The sequence below is a fragment of the Marixanthomonas sp. SCSIO 43207 genome (genome assembly GCF_019904255.1).
Taxonomy (GTDB): Bacteria; Bacteroidota; Bacteroidia; order Flavobacteriales; family Flavobacteriaceae; genus Marixanthomonas.
Map to the genome: position 1 here is coordinate 1,526,798 of NZ_CP063203.1, position 17,471 is coordinate 1,544,268.

The following is a 17,471-nucleotide window of genomic DNA, read 5'->3' on the forward strand; positions in this document are numbered from 1 at the left end:
TTTTCTTAAAATCTTGATGTTAATGATATGTGTATTTTTGTGTTTGAAAAACCGAATTCTTGATCTTCAGAAATACCATTTGCGATATTTAATTTTAGAACTCCAGCTTTGGTCTGCAACCCAAAGCCTATACCAGCACTATAAAGATTTTGTTCTAGGTCTAACACTTCATTCTGAAAGTAAGCAAAGTCTAAAATACTGTGAATGTATAAACCTTGATTAAATCGATAACGGTATTCAGTATTTAATGTAGAAAATAAAGAAGCGTCAATACTATTTTCGTTAAAACCTCGAATGCTATTTATACCTCCAAATCTGAATAATTCATTTGTTAAATAACTTTCGCTAAAAAGAACATTTGTGTTGTTTCGTATAAATATTGAATTGTTATAGTTTAAATTAAAAATAGTACTTGCGGTCACTATAAGTTTAAATTGGTCATCTGTAATTGTTTCTCTTTCTCTACTTCCTATTTCGGTATCTACCGTAAATTCAGTTTTTACCGGAAACAGAACATCATCTTCAAGTTTTAAAAAAGAGGCGCCAGCTGTAAAGAAAGTTGAGTTATAATCCTCTACACTGCTACCTGTTACTATATTGTCTAATAAATTGCTTGATTCATAACCTTTGTACCCTGCATAAGCTGAAGAAACAGGGTTAATCTGGTAATTTACTCTTGCTTGTTGTTCGGTTGTGACAAAAGTGCTGTCTCGTTTAAAAATTTTTAGTTCTCCGCTTATTCCAAAAGGCGTTTTGAATAAATAAGGTAGAGTGGCTTTTACTCTAAAGTTTTGTTGATCGCTTCCATCGGCTTTATAGTTGAGTAAAAGTTGCTCGCCAAAATTTAAATTATTGTTTAATTCAAGATTAATATATCCATTAAATTGAAGTTGTTGTGTTTCTTCGTCTGTCGCAAACCCTAAAATACCGTCAAACAAATTGTTGTTTTGCTTTTCAATATAAAAGTAGGCAGTTGTAGTTTCTTTTCTGAATAGGACTTCAGGAGCTTTTATTGTTTTTGCAAAACCTAACGTGTTTATAGATGTGTTTTGTTTTTTTAATTTCTCTTTACTGAATGCTTTTCCTGTTTTAACACCCGCATAATATTTTAAAAAAGACTTCGGAAATTTTTCATATCCTTTTACTACTATTGAGTCGAGTGTTCTTTTCTTACCAATATTGGTTTCTAAGTATGCTGAAAGAAATGAACCTTCGGTTTGTAAGTCTGCTAGTCGTAAACTTGCAAAAGCATTTCCTTTTTCTGTTTTAAGAGTGTTTAATTTTTGGAGAGAAATTTCTGCGGTTTCAAAAGGAAGTATAAAATATGTGTCTGTAACATTGGTAGCGATGCGTTCAATTTCATCTTTATTAAAAACCGAAGTGTCATAGTAAACTTTAATGTATTTAAGTTTTTTTCCTAAGAAGTAAGTGGCAAGATATGTGCTATCATTTTTCTGGCTTAAGTTTTCAAGTTTACTTTCAATAAAACCAAGTCGTTCAATTTTTTTTTGAATGGAATTAACTTCAACCTGTAGAGAGCTGTAGTCTCTAAAATTGGTTTTGTAATCAAGGCTGTCTTTTAAATTTTCTGAAATAGCTTTTTCTGCTCTAATCTCTAGATAGATTGTTTGAGAAAAAACCACATTTGAAAATATAGTATATATATTAAGGTATAAAAATATGTATAGAATGTTTTTCAAGAATAGATATGGTTTTTTTAATGTTGTAAAGCTAACGCTAGAAGTAGGGTTTTACTATACATATCTCAAAATAATAAAAAAGTATTGAAAATTAAGTGACTAAGGTTTGATTAATTCATTTTAATTTTTACCTTTGCAAACCCTTAAAAAAGGGTATTTATATTTAAATAAGTGTAATACATATTTTATATGCCAACAATTTCACAATTAGTACGAAAAGGAAGAGCCAAAATAACCAAGAAGAGTAAATCGGCTGCTTTGGATTCGTGTCCTCAAAGAAGAGGGGTTTGTACGCGTGTTTATACTACTACGCCAAAAAAACCTAACTCTGCTATGCGTAAAGTAGCAAGGGTAAGGTTGACTAACGGTAAAGAGGTAAACGCATACATCCCAGGAGAAGGTCACAATTTACAAGAGCACTCGATAGTATTGGTTAGAGGTGGAAGGGTAAAAGATTTACCGGGAGTTAGATATCATATCGTTCGTGGAGCTTTAGACACCGCTGGTGTTGAAGGTCGTACGCAGCGTAGATCTAAGTACGGAGCAAAACGCCCTAAGAAGTAATTAAAAACTTTTAAAAAGAAGACATGAGAAAAAGACAGGCCAAAAAAAGACCACTTTTACCAGATCCAAGGTTTAACGATCAGTTGGTAACACGTTTTGTGAATAACATGATGTGGGATGGTAAAAAGTCGGTGGCTTTTAAAGTTTTTTACGATGCTATTGATATCGTAGAAGAAAAGAAAACAGACGACGAAAAAACAGGTTTAGAGCTTTGGAAAGATGCTTTGTCTAACGTTATGCCACACGTAGAGGTGCGTAGCCGAAGAGTAGGAGGAGCAACTTTTCAAATTCCTATGCAAATACGTGCAGACCGTAAAATATCAACTGCAATGAAGTGGTTGATTCTTTTTGCGCGAAAAAGAAACGAAAAGTCAATGCCGCAAAAATTAGCAGCGGAGATATTGGCAGCTGCAAAAGAAGAAGGTGCGGCGGTTAAAAAGCGTACCGACACGCATAAAATGGCCGAAGCAAATAAAGCATTCTCACATTTCAGATTCTAAAAAAAAATGGCACAAAGAGATTTAAAATTTACAAGAAATATTGGAATTGCAGCACACATTGATGCTGGTAAAACAACCACTACAGAGCGTGTTTTATTCTATACGGGTAAAACTCACAAAATAGGGGAGGTGCACGATGGTGCTTCTACTATGGACTGGATGGAGCAAGAAGCTGAAAGAGGTATTACAATTACTTCTGCAGCTACAACTTGTACCTGGAAGTTCCCTATGGAGAATGCAAAACCACTACCTGAAACTAAAGATTATCACTTTAATATCATTGATACTCCTGGTCACGTTGACTTTACTGTAGAGGTAAACCGTTCACTTCGTGTATTAGATGGTTTGGTTTTCTTATTTAGTGCGGTAGATGGAGTAGAGCCGCAGTCTGAAACTAACTGGAGACTTGCAGATAACTATAAAGTACCTCGTATTGGTTTCGTTAACAAGATGGACCGTCAAGGATCAAACTTTATTGGTGTTTGTCAACAAGTAAAAGATATGTTGAAGTCTAATGCTGTGCCAATTGTATTAAATATTGGTGATGAAGCAGACTTCAAAGGAATTATTGACCTTGTTAAAAACCGTGCTATTGTATGGCATGATGAAACGCAAGGGGCTACATTTGATGTAGTTGATATTCCTGAAGATATGAAAGAAGAAGCTCGTAAGTATAGAGCGCTTCTTATTGAAGAGGTAGCAACCTATGATGAAGAACTTCTTGAGAAGTTTATGGAAGATGAAGATTCTATCACAGAAGAAGAAGTTCATGCTGCATTAAGAGCTGCTGTTATGGATATGGCAATTATCCCAATGATTTGTGGGTCTGCCTTTAAAAATAAAGGAGTTCAGTTTTTATTAGATGCTGTATGTCGTTATTTACCATCACCGGTAGATAAAGAAGGTATCGTAGGTATCAACCCTGATACTCAAAAAGAAGAAGTTCGTAAACCTGACGTAACAGCACCATTTGCTGCGTTAGCATTTAAAATTGCTACAGATCCTTTTGTAGGGCGTTTAGCATTCTTCCGTGCATATTCAGGAAGATTAGATGCAGGGTCTTACGTTTTAAATAACCGTTCACAAAAGAAAGAGCGTATCTCTCGTATCTATCAAATGCACTCAAACAAGCAGAATGCACTTGAGTACATTGAAGCTGGAGATATTGGTGCGGCAGTTGGTTTTAAAGACATTAAAACTGGTGATACCCTTTCTGACGAAAAGCACCCAATTATACTAGAATCTATGGATTTCCCTGATCCTGTAATTGGTATCGCTGTTGAGCCTAAAACTAAGGCAGATGTTGATAAATTAGGTATGGCATTGGCTAAGTTGGCAGAAGAAGATCCAACTTTCCAGGTTCGTACAGATGAAGCTTCAGGACAAACAGTAATTTCTGGAATGGGTGAGCTTCACTTAGATATTATTGTAGATCGTTTAAAGCGTGAATTCAAAGTTGAAGTAAGTCAAGGTCAACCACAAGTTGAGTACAAAGAAGCAGTTACTAGAAAAGCTGAGCACAGAGAGACGTATAAAAAGCAATCTGGTGGTCGTGGTAAATTTGCTGATATTGTATTTACACTTGAGCCTGCTGAAGAAGGTAAAGATGGATTGGAATTTGTTTCTGAAATTAAAGGAGGAAACGTTCCTAAAGAATTTATCCCATCGGTAGAAAAAGGATTTAAGATGGCTATGCAGAATGGACCTTTAGCCGGGTATGAAGTTGAAGCAATGAAAGTGACGCTTACTGATGGTTCGTATCACGATGTGGATTCTGACCAGCTATCATTTGAGCTTGCAGCAAAATTAGGATTTAAAAATGCTGCAAAAGCTGCAAAAGCTGTAATTATGGAGCCAATAATGAAGCTGGAAGTATTAACTCCAGAAGAAAATATGGGTGATATAGTTGGAGATCTTAACCGTCGTAGAGGACAAGTAAACAGTATGGGAGACCGTGCGGGTGCAAAAGTTGTAAAAGCTGAAGTGCCACTTTCAGAAATGTTTGGTTATGTAACCACATTAAGAACATTGTCTTCAGGACGTGCAACTTCTACAATGGAATTTTCACATTACGCTGAAACTCCTTCAAATATTGCTGAAGAAGTTATTGCAGCAGCAAAAGGAACCGCTAACGTATAACAGATTAGGATGAGTCAAAAAATCAGAATAAAGCTAAAATCTTACGATCATAATTTAGTGGATAAATCTGCTGAAAAAATCGTAAAGACAGTAAAAAGCACAGGTGCAGTAGTAACAGGTCCAATCCCGTTACCAACTCACAAAAAGATATTTACCGTTCTACGTTCACCACACGTTAACAAGAAGAGTAGAGAGCAATTCCAGTTAAGTTCATATAAGAGACTTATGGATATCTACAGTTCTTCTTCAAAAACAATTGACGCTCTTATGAAACTAGAGTTGCCAAGTGGTGTAGAAGTAGAGATTAAAGTGTAAGTAAATTAAACTGAAGCAAAATAGTTTCAGAGACATGTCCGGAGCTGCGAGCAAAGGAAAAACGGAAAACAAAATAAAATTCAGGGCTGAATTTATTTTGGCCCTGTTTTTTTGCGAAGAAGTTTCGGAATAAAAAGAAAAAAATTAATAATCAATAAATAATAATTATGTCTGGGTTAATTGGAAAAAAGATAGGGATGACCAGCCTTTTTGACGAGAACGGAAAAAATATTCCGTGTACCGTTATAGAAGCAGGCCCCTGTATTGTTACCCAAGTCAGAACCAAAGAGGTTGACGGGTACAGAGCTCTTCAACTTGGTTTCGATGACAAAAAGACTGCTAACAAAGCTGCTGAAGGCCACGCCAAAAAAGCAGGAACTGTTGCTAAGCGTCGCGTCGTTGAATTCCAAGGATTTGAAGATGATTTTAAATTAGGTGACAGTGTCACTGTAGAGCACTTTGCTGAAGGCGAGTTCGTTGATGTTTCAGGAACAAGTAAAGGTAAAGGATTTCAAGGAGTTGTAAAGCGTCACGGTTTTGGTGGTGTAGGTCAAGCTACTCACGGTCAACATAACCGTTTAAGAGCTCCTGGATCAATTGGTGCAGCATCATATCCTGCGAGAGTATTCAAAGGAATGCGTATGGGCGGCCAAATGGGAAGTGAAAAAGTGAAAGTACAAAACTTAAAAGTGTTGAAGGTAGTTCCTGAAAAGAACCTACTTGTAGTGAAAGGCTGTGTGCCAGGTCACAAAAACGCTTATGTAACGATTCAGAAATAATGAAGGTAGCAGTATTAGATAAAACCGGAAAAGACACAGGTAGAAAGGTAGAACTTTCTAAAGATGTGTTTGGAATAGAGCCTAATGATCACGCTGTGTATCTTGATGTTAAGCAGTACCTTGCAAATCAAAGACAAGGAACGCATAAAGCTAAAGAGCGTGCAGAAATTGTGGGAAGTACTCGCAAGATCAAAAAGCAAAAAGGTACGGGTACAGCTCGTGCTGGTAGTATAAAATCACCAATCTTTAAAGGTGGTGGTAGAGTATTTGGACCAAGACCAAGAAGTTATTCTTTTAAATTGAACAAAAGCTTAAAGCGTTTAGCGCGTAAATCGGCTTTAACAATGAAGGCGAATAACAAGTCAATTGTTGTGTTAGAAGACCTGCAAATGGATGCTCCAAAAACAAAAGACTTTACCGCAGTTTTAAAGAGTTTAGGACTAGAGAATAAAAAATCTTTGTTTGTGTTGGGAGAGTCAAATAATAATGTATATTTGTCGTCTCGCAATTTGAAAGGTACTGAAGTTGTAAGTAACTCACAATTAAGCACTTATCAAATTATGAATGCAAACAGTGTTGTGCTGTTTGAAGGTTCTTTGGAAGAAATTGAACAAAACTTAAGTAAATAGAAGCAAGATGAATATCTTAATAAAACCTATTATTACGGAAAAAGCTACAAAAGATGCGGAGGATAATAACCGTTACGGATTTGTAGTGAACCCAAAGGCGAACAAGGTAGAAATCAAAAAAGCAGTAGAAGCTGCTTATGAAGTTTCTGTTGAAAAAGTTCGCACAATGAATGTCCGCCCAGATCGCCGTACTCGTTATACGAAAACCGGCATCCAAACTGGTAAAACAAATGCTTATAAGAAAGCAATTGTACAGGTGGCGGAAGGTGATACAATAGATTTTTACAATAATATTTAAGTTCAGCTTAAATTAAATTAGACAAACCATGTCAGTAAGAAAATTAAAACCTATCACTCCTGGACAGCGATTTAGAGTTGTTAATGGGTATGACGCCATTACAACTGATAAGCCGGAGAAAAGTTTACTTGCTCCGATAAAAAAGTCCGGAGGTAGAAACAGTCAAGGAAAAATGACCATGCGCTATTTAGGTGGTGGTCATAAAAAAAGATATCGAGTTATCGATTTTAAACGCGACAAGCAAGGAATCCCAGCTACTGTTGCGACTATAGAATATGATCCTAACCGTACTGCATTTATTGCATTAGTTAATTACCAAGACGGTGAAAAACGATATGTGATTGCGCAAAACGGTCTTCAAGTAGGTCAAAATATCGTTTCAGGTGACAAAACTTCACCAGACATCGGTAATGCAATGACTCTTGCAAACATTCCTTTAGGTACTATTATTTCTTGTATAGAATTACGACCAGGTCAAGGAGCTGTTATGGCTCGTAGTGCTGGTGCTTTTGCTCAGTTAGTGGCAAGAGAAGGAAAATACGCTACCGTTAAATTACCTTCTGGAGAGGTACGAATGATTTTAACAACTTGTATGGCAACCATCGGTGCTGTTTCAAACAGTGATCATCAATTGATGGTGGGTGGTAAAGCCGGTAGAACAAGATGGTTAGGAAGAAGACCTCGTACAAGACCAGTAGTTATGAACCCTGTAGATCACCCAATGGGTGGTGGTGAAGGCCGTGCCTCTGGAGGTCATCCACGTTCAAGAAAAGGTCTTCCTGCAAAAGGGTTTAAAACTCGTAAGAGAACAAAGGCAAGTAATAAATACATTTTAGAACGTAGAAAGAAATAAGTTATGGCAAGATCGTTAAAAAAGGGACCTTTCGTTCATTATAAATTAGAACAAAAAGTAGAACAAAATGTGGCTTCAAATAAGAAGACTGTGATCAAAACTTGGTCTCGTGCTTCAATGATTACTCCAGATTTTGTTGGTCAAACTATCGCAGTACATAATGGACGTCAATTCGTTCCTGTGTATGTTACTGAGAATATGGTAGGACATAAATTAGGCGAATTTTCACCTACAAGATCATTCCGTGGTCACGCAGGTGCAAAAAACAAAGGAAAAAAATAATAAGCCATGGGAGTTCGTAAAAGAGAAAGAGCAGAGCAGATCAAGGAAGCAAAGAAAACACAGTACTTTGCTAAATTGAATAATTGCCCTACATCACCAAGAAAGATGCGTTTAGTAGCAGATTTAATCCGTGGTGAAAAGGTAAATAAAGCACTTAATATATTAAGATTTAGCAAGAAAGAAGCTTCAGGACGTTTAGAAAAACTATTGCTTTCAGCCATTGCAAATTGGCAAGCAAAAAACGAAGATACTTCAATTGAAGATGCAGATCTGTTTATAAAAGAAATACGCGTAGATGGCGGGACTATGTTAAAAAGACTTAGACCAGCACCACAAGGACGCGCACACAGAATTAGAAAACGTTCCAACCACGTAACACTGGTTTTAGGAGCTAACGATAACACACAAAGTTAATATTTAAATGGGACAGAAAACAAATCCAATCGGTAACCGCTTAGGTATCATTAGAGGATGGGAATCCAACTGGTACGGAGGCAATGACTATGGCGATAAATTAGCCGAAGACGATAAGATTAGAAAGTATATTCACGCTCGTTTAAGTAAAGCTAGTGTGGCTAGGGTAATCATTGAGCGTACCCTTAAGCTTGTAACCGTTACTATCACTACAGCTCGTCCAGGTATCATTATTGGTAAAGGAGGGCAAGAGGTAGACAAGCTTAAAGAAGAGCTTAAGAAAATTACCGGCAAAGAGGTACAGATCAATATCCACGAGATTAAAAGACCTGAGCTTGATGCACATTTAGTAGGAGCAAGTATCGCAAGACAAATTGAAAATAGAATTTCATACCGTCGAGCAATAAAAATGGCTATCGCTGCTGCAATGCGTATGAATGCTGAAGGAATTAAAATTCAGATCTCTGGGCGTTTAAACGGTGCTGAAATGGCACGTTCAGAAGCGTATAAAGAAGGTCGTATCCCACTTTCAACCTTTAGAGCAGACATTGATTATGCTTTAGTTGAAGCTCAAACTACCTATGGTAAATTGGGTGTTAAAGTATGGATCATGAAAGGTGAAGTTTATGGTAAAAGAGAACTTTCACCATTAGTTGGACTATCTAAAAAAGGCGGTAAAGGAGCCGGACGAGGTGGTAATAAATCACGTCGTAGAAAGTAATTTTTTAAAAAGAAAAAAATGTTACAACCTAAGAGAACAAAATACCGTAAACAACAAAAGGGTCGAATGAAAGGCAATGCCAATCGTGGACACCGCTTATCTAACGGTACCTTTGGTATTAAGTCTTTAGATGCAAAATTTGTGACAGCTCGTCAAATAGAAGCTGCCCGTATTGCTGCAACTCGTTATATGAAAAGAGAGGGTTCTATCTGGATTATGATTTTCCCAGATAAACCAATTACTAAAAAGCCTCTTGAAGTACGTATGGGTAAAGGTAAAGGTGCAGTAGAATATTATGCAGCTGTAGTAAAACCAGGTAGAATTATGTTTGAAGTTTCTGGAGTGCCTTTGGCAACAGCAAAAGAAGCGTTACGTTTGGCAGCTCAAAAGCTACCCGTAAGAACAAAATTCGTTATGTCTAGAGATTATCAAGAATAATTTTTGAAATTGTCATTATGAAACAATCAGAAATCAAAGAAGCATCAACAGCAGAGTTACAAGAACAACTTGCTGAATCGACAAAGGCATATACAGACCTTAAAATGGCTCACGCCATTTCACCGTTGGAAAATCCAATTCAATTAAGAGCGCAGCGCAGAAGCATTGCAAGAATTGCGACCGAACTAACTAAAAGAGAAGTGCAATAACAGTACGAAATTGAAAGATGGAAATAAAAAGAAATTTAAGAAAAGAACGTATCGGTGTAGTAACCAGTAACAAAATGGAAAAATCCATTGTAGTTGCTGAAACTAAAAAAATGAAGCACCCTATGTACGGAAAATTCGTGCTGAAAACGAAAAAATACGTAGCGCACGATGAAAAAAACGACTGCAACGAAGGTGATACAGTAAAGATCATGGAAACAAGGCCTTTAAGTAAAACCAAGTGTTGGAGATTAGTAGAAATAATTGAAAGAGCGAAGTAATCATGATACAGCAAGAATCAAGACTTAGAGTAGCAGATAACACCGGAGCTAAGGAAGTCCTTACCATCCGTGTGTTAGGCGGTACAAAAAAACGATATGCTTCAATTGGGGATAAAATTGTAGTTTCAGTAAAAGAAGCTACCCCAAACGGAAACATTAAAAAAGGTGCCGTTTCTACAGCAGTAGTGGTACGTACCGTGAAAGAAGTAAGACGACCTGACGGATCTTATATCCGTTTTGACGACAACGCTTGTGTACTTTTAGGACCTCAAGGGGAAATGAGAGGAACTCGTGTTTTCGGTCCTGTAGCACGTGAGCTTCGTGACAAACAATTTATGAAAATAGTATCATTAGCACCAGAAGTGCTTTAATAGATAATAAGATGGCAAAGCTTAAAATAAAATCAGGCGATACAGTAGTAGTTACTGCCGGAGAGCACAAAGGCTCAGAAGGTAAAGTAATGAAAGTGATGCTTGACAAAAACAAAGCAATAGTAGAAGGAGTAAATACAGTAAAAAAACATGAGAAACCTAGCGCAGCTAGCCCTCAAGGTGGAATTACTGAAAAAGAAGCTCCAATTCATATTTCTAACCTAGCGTTGATTGACCCTAAAAGTGGTAAAGCAACTCGCGTAGGATATAGAATGGAAGATGGAAAAAAAGTACGATTTGCTAAAAAATCGAATCAAGTATTATAGTTATGGCATATACACCAAGACTTAAAGAAGAATACAAGAGCAAAGTAATAAACGCTCTTACAGATGAATTTGGTTACCAAAACGTAATGCAAGTTCCAAAACTTACACGCATCGTTGTGTCAAGAGGAATTGGAGCTGCCGTAGCCGATAAAAAATTGATCGAATATTCCGTAGAAGAATTATCAAAAATCACTGGGCAAAAAGCCGTAGCGACAATCTCTAAGAAAGACGTTGCGAGTTTTAAACTTAGAAAAGGAATGCCTATTGGTGCAAAAGTGACCTTACGTGGTGAGCGTATGTATGAGTTTTTAGATAGACTTATTACAAGTGCATTGCCAAACGTACGTGATTTTAACGGAATTAACGCAACTGGTTTTGACGGAAGAGGAAACTACTCATTAGGTATTACTGAGCAAATTATCTTCCCAGAAATCAATATCGATAAGATAAAGAAGATTGAAGGTATGAACATTACCTTTGTAACTTCTGCCGAAACCGATAAAGAAGCGAAATCATTACTAACAGAATTAGGATTACCTTTTAAAAAGAACTAAGACATGGCTAAAGAATCAATGAAAGCCCGTGAGGTTAAGAGACAAAAAATGGTAAAAAAGTATGCTGAAAAACGCCAAGCTTTAAAAGAAGCAGGCGATTGGGAAGCATTACAAAAATTACCAAAAAACTCTTCACCAGTACGTTTACACAATCGTTGTAAATTAACTGGAAGACCAAAAGGGTATATGAGACAATTTGGAATTTCGCGTGTTATGTTCCGTGAAATGGCAAACAAAGGTTTAATCCCAGGAGTTAGAAAAGCAAGTTGGTAACAACAATATAAACAGGCAGTAGGTTTGATGCTATACATCAAAAACCACTATCGTAAATAACTAGAAATGAATATAGATCCAATATCAGATTTTCTAACAAGAGTTAGAAACGCCGTAAAGGCAGGACACCGTGTTGTAGAGATACCCGCGTCAAATCTAAAAAAGGAGATAACAAAAATCCTATTTGACCAAGGGTACATTTTAAGCTACAAATTTGAAGACGATAAAGGACCGCAAGGAACTATCAAGATCGCTTTAAAGTATGACAAGCTTACAAAAGATCCGGTAATTAAAAAGATTCAAAGAATTAGTAAACCAGGTTTACGTAAATATGCAAGTTCTTCAAACATTCCACGTATATTAAATGGATTGGGTATTGCAATAGTGTCAACTTCTCACGGAGTAATGACAGGAAAACAAGCTCAAGAAAAGAATGTAGGTGGTGAAGTATTGTGCTACGTATACTAAAATAAAGACTAAGAAATGTCAAGAATAGGTAAAAGCCCGGTAGCCATTCCAGATGGTGTAACAGTAGAAATTAAAGATAACGTAGTTACCGTAAAAGGTAAACTAGGCGAATTAACTCAAGAGTTTTCTGAAATCACAGTAAAAGAAGAAGAAGGCAAAATAGTACTTGAGCGCCCTACTGAAGGAAAAGATCATAGAGCAAAACACGGTTTGTATAGAGCTTTAATCAATAACATGATTGAAGGTGTAACAAACGGATGGACAAAACAATTAGAACTAGTAGGGGTAGGATACCGTGCTAGTAATCAAGGACAAAAATTGGATTTAGCAATCGGTTTTTCTCACAACATCGTTATGGAAATCGCTCCAGAGGTAAAAGTAGAGACTCAAACCGAAAAAGGTAAAAACCCAATAGTAAAATTAACATCACACGACAAACAATTGGTAGGTCAGGTAGCAGCAAAAATAAGAAGCTTCCGCAAGCCAGAACCTTACAAAGGAAAAGGTATTAAGTTTGTAGGTGAACAAATAAGAAGAAAAGCAGGTAAATCTGCATAAGAAATAACGTTATGGCATTATCAAAATTAGATAGAAGAACTCGTTTGCGTAACAGAATACGCAAAACAATAACGGGAACTGCTGAGCGACCACGTTTAGCTGTATTCCGAAGTAATAAAGAGATCTATGCGCAACTTATTGACGATGTAAATGGAGTTACCATTACTGCTGCATCTTCAAGAGATAAAGATATTGACACTTCAAAAGTAAACAAAAGTGAAGTTGCAAAATTAGTAGGAAAGGCAATCGCTGATAAAGCTCAAAAAGCTGGTGTAGAAACTGTAGCATTTGATCGAGGCGGATACCTATATCACGGAAGAGTAAAATCATTAGCTGAAGGCGCTCGCGAAAGCGGTCTTAAATTTTAAGAAATATGTATCAAGATTATAAAAACGTAGAAACAGTAAAACCTGGAGGTCTTGACCTTAAAGACCGTCTAGTAGGTGTACAACGTGTAACTAAAGTAACTAAAGGTGGTAGAGCTTTTGGATTCTCAGCTATTGTTGTAGTAGGAGATGAAAATGGTGTTGTAGGACAAGGCCTTGGTAAATCAAAAGATGTTGCCAGTGCTATTGCAAAAGCCATTGAAGATGCTAAGAAAAACCTGGTACGTATTCCTTTAAATAAAGCAACTTTACCACACGAGCAAAAAGGTAAGTATGGTGGAGCACGAGTTAATTTATTACCAGCAGCTCCTGGTACCGGTTTGATCGCTGGTGGTGCTGTACGTGCAGTATTGGAAGCAGTGGGAGTGCACGACGTATTGTCAAAATCTCAAGGATCTTCCAACCCACACAACGTTGTTAAAGCAACTTTTGATGCATTATTGCAATTACGTAGTGCAGAAACTGTAGCAAAGCAACGCGGTATTACTTTGGAAAAATTGTATAAAGGATAAATACTGAAGAACATGGCAAAAATAAAAGTAACAAAGGTACGCAGCGAGATTAACCGCACGCAAAACCAAAAGAGAACGCTTGAAGCTTTAGGCCTTCGTAAAATGGGGCAGACTGTAGAGCATGAAGACACGCCAAACATTCTTGGTATGGTTAATAAAGTAAAACATTTAGTTTCTGTAGAAACTGTTTAAGATATACAACATGGAATTAAATAATTTAAAACCTGCAAAAGGTTCAACACACAAAGAAGGCAAACGCGTAGGCCGTGGGCAAGCTTCCGGTAAAGGAGGAACTGCTACACGTGGTCACAAAGGAGCTAAGTCTCGTTCTGGATACTCCAAGAAAATTGGTTTTGAAGGAGGGCAAATGCCTATTCAACGTCGTGTGCCTAAGTTTGGGTTTACAAATATCAACCGTAAAGAATATCAAGGAATTAACATTGATACTTTACAACAATTAGTTGATGAAAAGAAAATTAAAGATACTGTAGACTTTGAAACCCTAATGAGTTTAGGTCTTGCTGGCAAAAACGAAATGGTGAAGATTTTAGGTAGAGGAGAGTTAAAAGCAAAATTAAAAGTATCTGCTCATAAGTTTACTGCCTCAGCAAAAGAAGCTATTGAAGCTGCTGGAGGTGAAGTAGTAACCCTATAATTATAAGATAAGGATGAAATTTATTGATACCATAAAAAACATTTGGAAGATAGAAGAACTTCGTAACAGAATTATGCTTACGTTAGGGCTTCTTCTAGTGTATCGTTTTGGTGCACAAGTAGTATTGCCAGGTATAGATGCGTCACAACTTGCAAATTTTGCAGGAAAATTTGACACAGGTCTTGGTGGTTTATTAAACGCATTTACTGGAGGAGCATTTGCAAACGCCTCTGTATTTGCATTAGGTATTATGCCTTATATTTCGGCTTCCATTGTGGTACAATTAATGCAAATTGCTGTTCCTTATCTTCAGAAGTTACAGAAAGAAGGTGAAAGTGGAAGAAAGAAAATTACTCAAATTACTCGTTGGTTAACTATAGGTATCTGTTTGGTTCAGGCCCCTAGTTATTTAGCGGGATTACCTGCCTTAGGTGTACCAACTGAAGCATTTATATTAGGTCAAACACCTATGTTTTATATTTCTTCAGTAATTATTCTAGTAACAGGTACAATTTTTGCAATGTGGTTAGGTGAAAAAATCACCGATAAAGGTGTAGGTAATGGTATTTCAATACTTATTATGGTAGGTATTATTGCTACCTTACCGCAATCTTTTGCACAAGAATTTGCTTCTCGTGTATTAGAATCAAACGGTGGTTTAATTATGATTTTAATTGAACTAGTAATTTGGTTTGTGATTATCTTGGCTTCTGTAATGCTAGTTATGGCTGTACGTAAAATACCTGTACAGTATGCTAGAAGAACAGCAAGTGGTGGTTATGAAAAGAATATCTTTGGTGCAAGACAGTTTATTCCTTTAAAGCTTAACGCTTCTGGGGTAATGCCAATAATCTTTGCACAGGCTATTATGTTTGTGCCTTCTGCTATTGCAAGCATCTCGATGTTTTCAGATAGTGAAGTAGCGCAGTCTATACAAGCAGCCTTTAGTGATATTTTTGGATTATGGTATAATCTTGTTTTTGCAGCATTGATTATTATCTTTACATATTTTTATACGGCTATCACAGTGCCAACAAATAAAATGGCAGATGATCTTAAACGTAGTGGAGGTTTTATCCCGGGTATCAAACCTGGAAGCGAAACCGGAGAATATTTAGATAGAATTATGTCTCAAATTACCTTGCCAGGTTCAATTTTCTTAGCATTAATTGCTGTATTTCCAGCTTTTGTTGTTAAGTTAATGGGAATTCAACAAGGATGGGCTTTATTTTACGGTGGTACATCACTATTAATTATGGTAGGTGTAGCTATCGATACAATGCAACAAATTAATTCATATCTATTAAATCGTCACTACGATGGTTTAATGAAAACAGGAAAAAATAGAAAAGCAGTAGCGTAAATTATGGCAAAACAACCCCCAATAGAACAAGACGGAACAATTGTAGAAGCATTGTCTAATGCAATGTTTAGAGTGGAATTGGAAAACGGTCATATTGTAACTGCGCATATTTCGGGCAAAATGCGTATGCACTATATTAAACTATTGCCCGGCGATAAAGTAAAATTAGAAATGAGTCCTTATGATTTAACTAAGGCTCGTATAACCTATAGATACTAATACATCTTTTTGTATTAATCTATCAAAAAACTAAACAGATGAAAGTAAGAGCATCCGTTAAAAAAAGAAGTGCCGACTGCAAGATTGTACGCAGAAAGGGCAGATTATATGTTATTAACAAAAAGAACCCAAAGTTCAAACAAAGACAAGGATAAGTTATGGCAAGAATCGCAGGTGTAGATATCCCAAAGCATAAAAGGGGTGTAATCGCGTTAACGTATATCTTTGGTGTTGGTAAAAGCCGCGCTCAAGAAATACTAGAAAAAGCCGGAGTTAGCGAAGACAAAAAAGTTAACGAATGGAACGATGATGAAATCGGAAAAATTCGTGACGCTGTAGGGTCTTTCACAATCGAAGGTGAATTACGTAGTGAAGTTCAATTAAGCATTAAGCGCTTGATGGATATTGGTTGTTACAGAGGTGTACGTCACAGAGCGGGTCTTCCGTTACGTGGTCAACGTACTAAGAACAACTCAAGAACGAGAAAAGGAAAACGTAAAACAGTTGCAAACAAGAAAAAAGCAACTAAATAATACCTAGAGATATGGCAAAGTCTAACTCAAAAAGTACAAAGAAAGTTGTTAAAAAACGTAAAGTAAACGTTGAGTCTGTAGGTGAAGCACACATTACAGCTTCTTTTAACAACATTATTATTTCTTTAACCAATAAAAATGGAGATGTAATTTCTTGGTCTTCTGCCGGTAAAATGGGCTTCAGAGGATCTAAGAAAAACACACCTTACGCAGCTCAATTAGCATCAGAAGATGCATCAAAAGTTGCACACGATGCTGGTTTACGTAAAGTAAAAGTGTACGTAAAAGGTCCTGGAAACGGAAGAGAATCTGCAATACGATCTATTCACAATTCAGGAATTGAAGTTACTGAAATCATTGATGTAACACCAATGCCGCATAATGGATGTCGTCCTCCAAAAAGAAGAAGAGTATAATTAAATTAATATCAACTGAAGGAAAACGAAAACTAGAGGATTAATACAATAACAATAGACCTTAATTTAGTTTTCCCTTCAAAAACACTTAGAAATGGCAAGATATACTGGTCCAAAAACTAAAATAGCCCGTAAATTTGGTGAGGCTATCTTCGGAGATGATAAATCTTTCGAAAAAAGAAATTACCCTCCAGGACAGCACGGTAACAACCGTCGTCGTGGAAAAAAATCTGAATACGCAATTCAATTAGCTGAAAAGCAAAAAGCTAAATATACATATGGTATTTTAGAGCGTCAATTCAGAAATATGTTTAAAAAAGCAACTGCTGCTCCTGGAATTACAGGTGAAGTATTGCTTCAATTATGTGAATCTCGTTTAGATAACGTAGTATTCCGTATGGGGATCGCCCCTAGCCGCCGTGCTGCAAGACAATTAGTGTCTCACCGTCACATTACTGTAAATGGAGAGAAGGTAAACATACCTTCTTACCAAGTACAAACAGGTGATGTTGTTGCTGTAAGAGAAAAATCTAAAACCTTAGATGCTATCCAAGATTCTTTGGCAAATGCCAACCACGTTTATGAGTGGATTACTTGGAACAACGAAACAAAAGAAGGTACGTTTGTGAATATTCCTCAACGTATCCAGATTCCAGAGAACATTAACGAGCAGTTCATCGTCGAATTATATTCTAAATAATAAAAACACACGAGTCAC

31 protein-coding genes are annotated in these 17,471 nt (G+C 36.7%); 30 read left to right on the top strand and 1 reads right to left on the bottom strand.

Annotation, left to right across the window (positions count from 1 at the left end; all coding sequences use genetic code 11):
• Window positions 1-5 precede the first annotated feature (5 nt).
• Window positions 6-1,700 (bottom strand): hypothetical protein, encoded by a 1,695-nt coding sequence (locus INR76_RS07155; protein ID WP_223107229.1) that lies wholly within the window; start codon window positions 1,698-1,700, stop codon window positions 6-8.
• Window positions 1,701-1,889: 189 nt separating this feature from the next.
• On the opposite strand from INR76_RS07155, the gene rpsL reads away from it, so the two are divergent.
• The 30 genes from rpsL (at window position 1,890) to rpsD (ending at window position 17,453) form a co-directional block, all read left to right on the top strand.
• Window positions 1,890-2,264 (top strand): 30S ribosomal protein S12, encoded by a 375-nt coding sequence (gene rpsL / locus INR76_RS07160; protein ID WP_010230128.1) that lies wholly within the window; start codon window positions 1,890-1,892, stop codon window positions 2,262-2,264.
• A gap of 23 nt (window positions 2,265-2,287) precedes the next feature.
• A complete protein-coding gene (rpsG, locus tag INR76_RS07165) occupies window positions 2,288-2,764 on the top strand; it encodes a 30S ribosomal protein S7 (protein ID WP_223107230.1) in 477 nt (158 codons plus the stop codon).
• Window positions 2,765-2,770: 6 nt separating this feature from the next.
• A complete protein-coding gene (gene fusA, locus INR76_RS07170) occupies window positions 2,771-4,903 on the top strand; it encodes an elongation factor G (RefSeq protein WP_223107231.1) in 2,133 nt (710 codons plus the stop codon).
• Window positions 4,904-4,912: 9 nt separating this feature from the next.
• Window positions 4,913-5,218, top strand: a complete 306-nt coding sequence (gene rpsJ / locus INR76_RS07175; protein WP_223107232.1) for a 30S ribosomal protein S10 — start codon at window positions 4,913-4,915, stop codon at window positions 5,216-5,218.
• Between the two features lie 167 nt (window positions 5,219-5,385).
• Window positions 5,386-5,997, top strand: coding sequence for a 50S ribosomal protein L3 (gene rplC / locus INR76_RS07180; protein WP_223107233.1), 612 nt, complete (start codon window positions 5,386-5,388; stop codon window positions 5,995-5,997).
• Window positions 5,997-6,626 (top strand): 50S ribosomal protein L4, encoded by a 630-nt coding sequence (gene rplD / locus INR76_RS07185; protein WP_223107234.1) that lies wholly within the window; start codon window positions 5,997-5,999, stop codon window positions 6,624-6,626. The genes rplC and rplD overlap by 1 nt, the downstream gene beginning before the upstream one ends.
• Window positions 6,627-6,633: 7 nt before the next feature.
• The gene (rplW, locus tag INR76_RS07190; RefSeq protein WP_223107235.1) at window positions 6,634-6,924 is read left to right on the top strand and encodes a 50S ribosomal protein L23; all 291 of its coding nucleotides are present in this window, start codon (window positions 6,634-6,636) and stop codon (window positions 6,922-6,924) included.
• 28 nt (window positions 6,925-6,952) lie between these two features.
• Window positions 6,953-7,777: a 50S ribosomal protein L2 gene (gene rplB, locus INR76_RS07195; RefSeq protein ID WP_223107236.1), complete on the top strand. Its 825-nt coding sequence runs from the start codon at window positions 6,953-6,955 to the stop codon at window positions 7,775-7,777.
• Between the two features lie 3 nt (window positions 7,778-7,780).
• The gene (gene rpsS, locus INR76_RS07200) at window positions 7,781-8,059 is read left to right on the top strand and encodes a 30S ribosomal protein S19 (RefSeq protein WP_223107237.1); all 279 of its coding nucleotides are present in this window, start codon (window positions 7,781-7,783) and stop codon (window positions 8,057-8,059) included.
• 6 nt (window positions 8,060-8,065) lie between these two features.
• A complete protein-coding gene (gene rplV, locus INR76_RS07205) occupies window positions 8,066-8,473 on the top strand; it encodes a 50S ribosomal protein L22 (RefSeq protein ID WP_223107238.1) in 408 nt (135 codons plus the stop codon).
• A 7-nt stretch (window positions 8,474-8,480) separates the two neighbouring features.
• Window positions 8,481-9,194 carry a 30S ribosomal protein S3 gene (gene rpsC, locus INR76_RS07210; RefSeq protein ID WP_223107239.1) on the top strand — a complete coding sequence of 238 codons (714 nt, stop codon included), beginning with the start codon at window positions 8,481-8,483 and terminating at the stop codon, window positions 9,192-9,194.
• An 18-nt stretch (window positions 9,195-9,212) separates the two neighbouring features.
• A complete protein-coding gene (gene rplP, locus INR76_RS07215) occupies window positions 9,213-9,632 on the top strand; it encodes a 50S ribosomal protein L16 (protein ID WP_223107240.1) in 420 nt (139 codons plus the stop codon).
• A gap of 17 nt (window positions 9,633-9,649) precedes the next feature.
• Window positions 9,650-9,841 carry a 50S ribosomal protein L29 gene (rpmC, locus tag INR76_RS07220; RefSeq protein ID WP_223107241.1) on the top strand — a complete coding sequence of 64 codons (192 nt, stop codon included), beginning with the start codon at window positions 9,650-9,652 and terminating at the stop codon, window positions 9,839-9,841.
• A gap of 17 nt (window positions 9,842-9,858) precedes the next feature.
• Complete coding sequence (gene rpsQ, locus INR76_RS07225) at window positions 9,859-10,119, top strand: 30S ribosomal protein S17 (RefSeq protein ID WP_223107242.1); 261 nt, start codon at window positions 9,859-9,861, stop codon at window positions 10,117-10,119.
• 2 nt (window positions 10,120-10,121) lie between these two features.
• Window positions 10,122-10,490, top strand: coding sequence for a 50S ribosomal protein L14 (rplN, locus tag INR76_RS07230; protein WP_223107243.1), 369 nt, complete (start codon window positions 10,122-10,124; stop codon window positions 10,488-10,490).
• Between the two features lie 11 nt (window positions 10,491-10,501).
• Window positions 10,502-10,816: a 50S ribosomal protein L24 gene (gene rplX / locus INR76_RS07235; protein WP_223107244.1), complete on the top strand. Its 315-nt coding sequence runs from the start codon at window positions 10,502-10,504 to the stop codon at window positions 10,814-10,816.
• A gap of 2 nt (window positions 10,817-10,818) precedes the next feature.
• Window positions 10,819-11,370 carry a 50S ribosomal protein L5 gene (gene rplE, locus INR76_RS07240; RefSeq protein WP_223107245.1) on the top strand — a complete coding sequence of 184 codons (552 nt, stop codon included), beginning with the start codon at window positions 10,819-10,821 and terminating at the stop codon, window positions 11,368-11,370.
• Between the two features lie 3 nt (window positions 11,371-11,373).
• Window positions 11,374-11,643: a 30S ribosomal protein S14 gene (rpsN, locus tag INR76_RS07245; RefSeq protein WP_223107246.1), complete on the top strand. Its 270-nt coding sequence runs from the start codon at window positions 11,374-11,376 to the stop codon at window positions 11,641-11,643.
• A gap of 66 nt (window positions 11,644-11,709) precedes the next feature.
• Window positions 11,710-12,111 (top strand): 30S ribosomal protein S8, encoded by a 402-nt coding sequence (gene rpsH, locus INR76_RS07250; RefSeq protein ID WP_223107247.1) that lies wholly within the window; start codon window positions 11,710-11,712, stop codon window positions 12,109-12,111.
• A 15-nt stretch (window positions 12,112-12,126) separates the two neighbouring features.
• Window positions 12,127-12,669: a 50S ribosomal protein L6 gene (gene rplF / locus INR76_RS07255; protein ID WP_223107248.1), complete on the top strand. Its 543-nt coding sequence runs from the start codon at window positions 12,127-12,129 to the stop codon at window positions 12,667-12,669.
• An 11-nt stretch (window positions 12,670-12,680) separates the two neighbouring features.
• The gene (rplR, locus tag INR76_RS07260; RefSeq protein WP_223107249.1) at window positions 12,681-13,037 is read left to right on the top strand and encodes a 50S ribosomal protein L18; all 357 of its coding nucleotides are present in this window, start codon (window positions 12,681-12,683) and stop codon (window positions 13,035-13,037) included.
• Between the two features lie 5 nt (window positions 13,038-13,042).
• Entirely contained in the window at window positions 13,043-13,567 is a 525-nt protein-coding gene (rpsE, locus tag INR76_RS07265) for a 30S ribosomal protein S5 (protein WP_223107250.1), read from the top strand.
• Window positions 13,568-13,579: 12 nt separating this feature from the next.
• Window positions 13,580-13,759 carry a 50S ribosomal protein L30 gene (rpmD, locus tag INR76_RS07270; protein ID WP_223107251.1) on the top strand — a complete coding sequence of 60 codons (180 nt, stop codon included), beginning with the start codon at window positions 13,580-13,582 and terminating at the stop codon, window positions 13,757-13,759.
• 10 nt (window positions 13,760-13,769) lie between these two features.
• Entirely contained in the window at window positions 13,770-14,222 is a 453-nt protein-coding gene (gene rplO, locus INR76_RS07275) for a 50S ribosomal protein L15 (protein WP_223107252.1), read from the top strand.
• Window positions 14,223-14,235: 13 nt separating this feature from the next.
• A complete protein-coding gene (gene secY / locus INR76_RS07280) occupies window positions 14,236-15,585 on the top strand; it encodes a preprotein translocase subunit SecY (RefSeq protein WP_223107253.1) in 1,350 nt (449 codons plus the stop codon).
• A gap of 3 nt (window positions 15,586-15,588) precedes the next feature.
• The gene (gene infA / locus INR76_RS07285) at window positions 15,589-15,804 is read left to right on the top strand and encodes a translation initiation factor IF-1 (RefSeq protein WP_116695298.1); all 216 of its coding nucleotides are present in this window, start codon (window positions 15,589-15,591) and stop codon (window positions 15,802-15,804) included.
• Window positions 15,805-15,842: 38 nt separating this feature from the next.
• Window positions 15,843-15,959: a type B 50S ribosomal protein L36 gene (gene ykgO, locus INR76_RS07290; protein WP_009779203.1), complete on the top strand. Its 117-nt coding sequence runs from the start codon at window positions 15,843-15,845 to the stop codon at window positions 15,957-15,959.
• A 3-nt stretch (window positions 15,960-15,962) separates the two neighbouring features.
• Window positions 15,963-16,337, top strand: coding sequence for a 30S ribosomal protein S13 (gene rpsM / locus INR76_RS07295; RefSeq protein ID WP_223107254.1), 375 nt, complete (start codon window positions 15,963-15,965; stop codon window positions 16,335-16,337).
• 11 nt (window positions 16,338-16,348) lie between these two features.
• Window positions 16,349-16,753: a 30S ribosomal protein S11 gene (gene rpsK, locus INR76_RS07300; RefSeq protein ID WP_223107255.1), complete on the top strand. Its 405-nt coding sequence runs from the start codon at window positions 16,349-16,351 to the stop codon at window positions 16,751-16,753.
• 94 nt (window positions 16,754-16,847) lie between these two features.
• The gene (gene rpsD, locus INR76_RS07305; protein ID WP_223107256.1) at window positions 16,848-17,453 is read left to right on the top strand and encodes a 30S ribosomal protein S4; all 606 of its coding nucleotides are present in this window, start codon (window positions 16,848-16,850) and stop codon (window positions 17,451-17,453) included.
• The last annotated feature ends 18 nt before the right edge of the window (window positions 17,454-17,471 follow it).

Excerpts from the sequence above, each read along its gene's own strand:
- rpsL (WP_010230128.1), top strand. The coding sequence starts at position 1,890 with ATGCCAACAATTTCACAATTAGTACGAAAAGGAAGAGCCAAAATAACC.
- rpsG (WP_223107230.1), top strand. The coding sequence starts at position 2,288 with ATGAGAAAAAGACAGGCCAAAAAAAGACCACTTTTACCAGATCCAAGG.
- fusA (WP_223107231.1), top strand. The coding sequence starts at position 2,771 with ATGGCACAAAGAGATTTAAAATTTACAAGAAATATTGGAATTGCAGCA.
- rpsJ (WP_223107232.1), top strand. The coding sequence starts at position 4,913 with ATGAGTCAAAAAATCAGAATAAAGCTAAAATCTTACGATCATAATTTA.
- rplC (WP_223107233.1), top strand. The coding sequence starts at position 5,386 with ATGTCTGGGTTAATTGGAAAAAAGATAGGGATGACCAGCCTTTTTGAC.
- rplD (WP_223107234.1), top strand. The coding sequence starts at position 5,997 with ATGAAGGTAGCAGTATTAGATAAAACCGGAAAAGACACAGGTAGAAAG.
- rplW (WP_223107235.1), top strand. The coding sequence starts at position 6,634 with ATGAATATCTTAATAAAACCTATTATTACGGAAAAAGCTACAAAAGAT.
- rplB (WP_223107236.1), top strand. The coding sequence starts at position 6,953 with ATGTCAGTAAGAAAATTAAAACCTATCACTCCTGGACAGCGATTTAGA.
- rpsS (WP_223107237.1), top strand. The coding sequence starts at position 7,781 with ATGGCAAGATCGTTAAAAAAGGGACCTTTCGTTCATTATAAATTAGAA.
- rplV (WP_223107238.1), top strand. The coding sequence starts at position 8,066 with ATGGGAGTTCGTAAAAGAGAAAGAGCAGAGCAGATCAAGGAAGCAAAG.
- rpsC (WP_223107239.1), top strand. The coding sequence starts at position 8,481 with ATGGGACAGAAAACAAATCCAATCGGTAACCGCTTAGGTATCATTAGA.
- rplP (WP_223107240.1), top strand. The coding sequence starts at position 9,213 with ATGTTACAACCTAAGAGAACAAAATACCGTAAACAACAAAAGGGTCGA.
- rpmC (WP_223107241.1), top strand. The coding sequence starts at position 9,650 with ATGAAACAATCAGAAATCAAAGAAGCATCAACAGCAGAGTTACAAGAA.
- rpsQ (WP_223107242.1), top strand. The coding sequence starts at position 9,859 with ATGGAAATAAAAAGAAATTTAAGAAAAGAACGTATCGGTGTAGTAACC.
- rplN (WP_223107243.1), top strand. The coding sequence starts at position 10,122 with ATGATACAGCAAGAATCAAGACTTAGAGTAGCAGATAACACCGGAGCT.
- rplX (WP_223107244.1), top strand. The coding sequence starts at position 10,502 with ATGGCAAAGCTTAAAATAAAATCAGGCGATACAGTAGTAGTTACTGCC.
- rplE (WP_223107245.1), top strand. The coding sequence starts at position 10,819 with ATGGCATATACACCAAGACTTAAAGAAGAATACAAGAGCAAAGTAATA.
- rpsN (WP_223107246.1), top strand. The coding sequence starts at position 11,374 with ATGGCTAAAGAATCAATGAAAGCCCGTGAGGTTAAGAGACAAAAAATG.
- rpsH (WP_223107247.1), top strand. The coding sequence starts at position 11,710 with ATGAATATAGATCCAATATCAGATTTTCTAACAAGAGTTAGAAACGCC.
- rplF (WP_223107248.1), top strand. The coding sequence starts at position 12,127 with ATGTCAAGAATAGGTAAAAGCCCGGTAGCCATTCCAGATGGTGTAACA.
- rplR (WP_223107249.1), top strand. The coding sequence starts at position 12,681 with ATGGCATTATCAAAATTAGATAGAAGAACTCGTTTGCGTAACAGAATA.
- rpsE (WP_223107250.1), top strand. The coding sequence starts at position 13,043 with ATGTATCAAGATTATAAAAACGTAGAAACAGTAAAACCTGGAGGTCTT.
- rpmD (WP_223107251.1), top strand. The coding sequence starts at position 13,580 with ATGGCAAAAATAAAAGTAACAAAGGTACGCAGCGAGATTAACCGCACG.
- rplO (WP_223107252.1), top strand. The coding sequence starts at position 13,770 with ATGGAATTAAATAATTTAAAACCTGCAAAAGGTTCAACACACAAAGAA.
- secY (WP_223107253.1), top strand. The coding sequence starts at position 14,236 with ATGAAATTTATTGATACCATAAAAAACATTTGGAAGATAGAAGAACTT.
- infA (WP_116695298.1), top strand. The coding sequence starts at position 15,589 with ATGGCAAAACAACCCCCAATAGAACAAGACGGAACAATTGTAGAAGCA.
- ykgO (WP_009779203.1), top strand. The coding sequence starts at position 15,843 with ATGAAAGTAAGAGCATCCGTTAAAAAAAGAAGTGCCGACTGCAAGATT.
- rpsM (WP_223107254.1), top strand. The coding sequence starts at position 15,963 with ATGGCAAGAATCGCAGGTGTAGATATCCCAAAGCATAAAAGGGGTGTA.
- rpsK (WP_223107255.1), top strand. The coding sequence starts at position 16,349 with ATGGCAAAGTCTAACTCAAAAAGTACAAAGAAAGTTGTTAAAAAACGT.
- rpsD (WP_223107256.1), top strand. The coding sequence starts at position 16,848 with ATGGCAAGATATACTGGTCCAAAAACTAAAATAGCCCGTAAATTTGGT.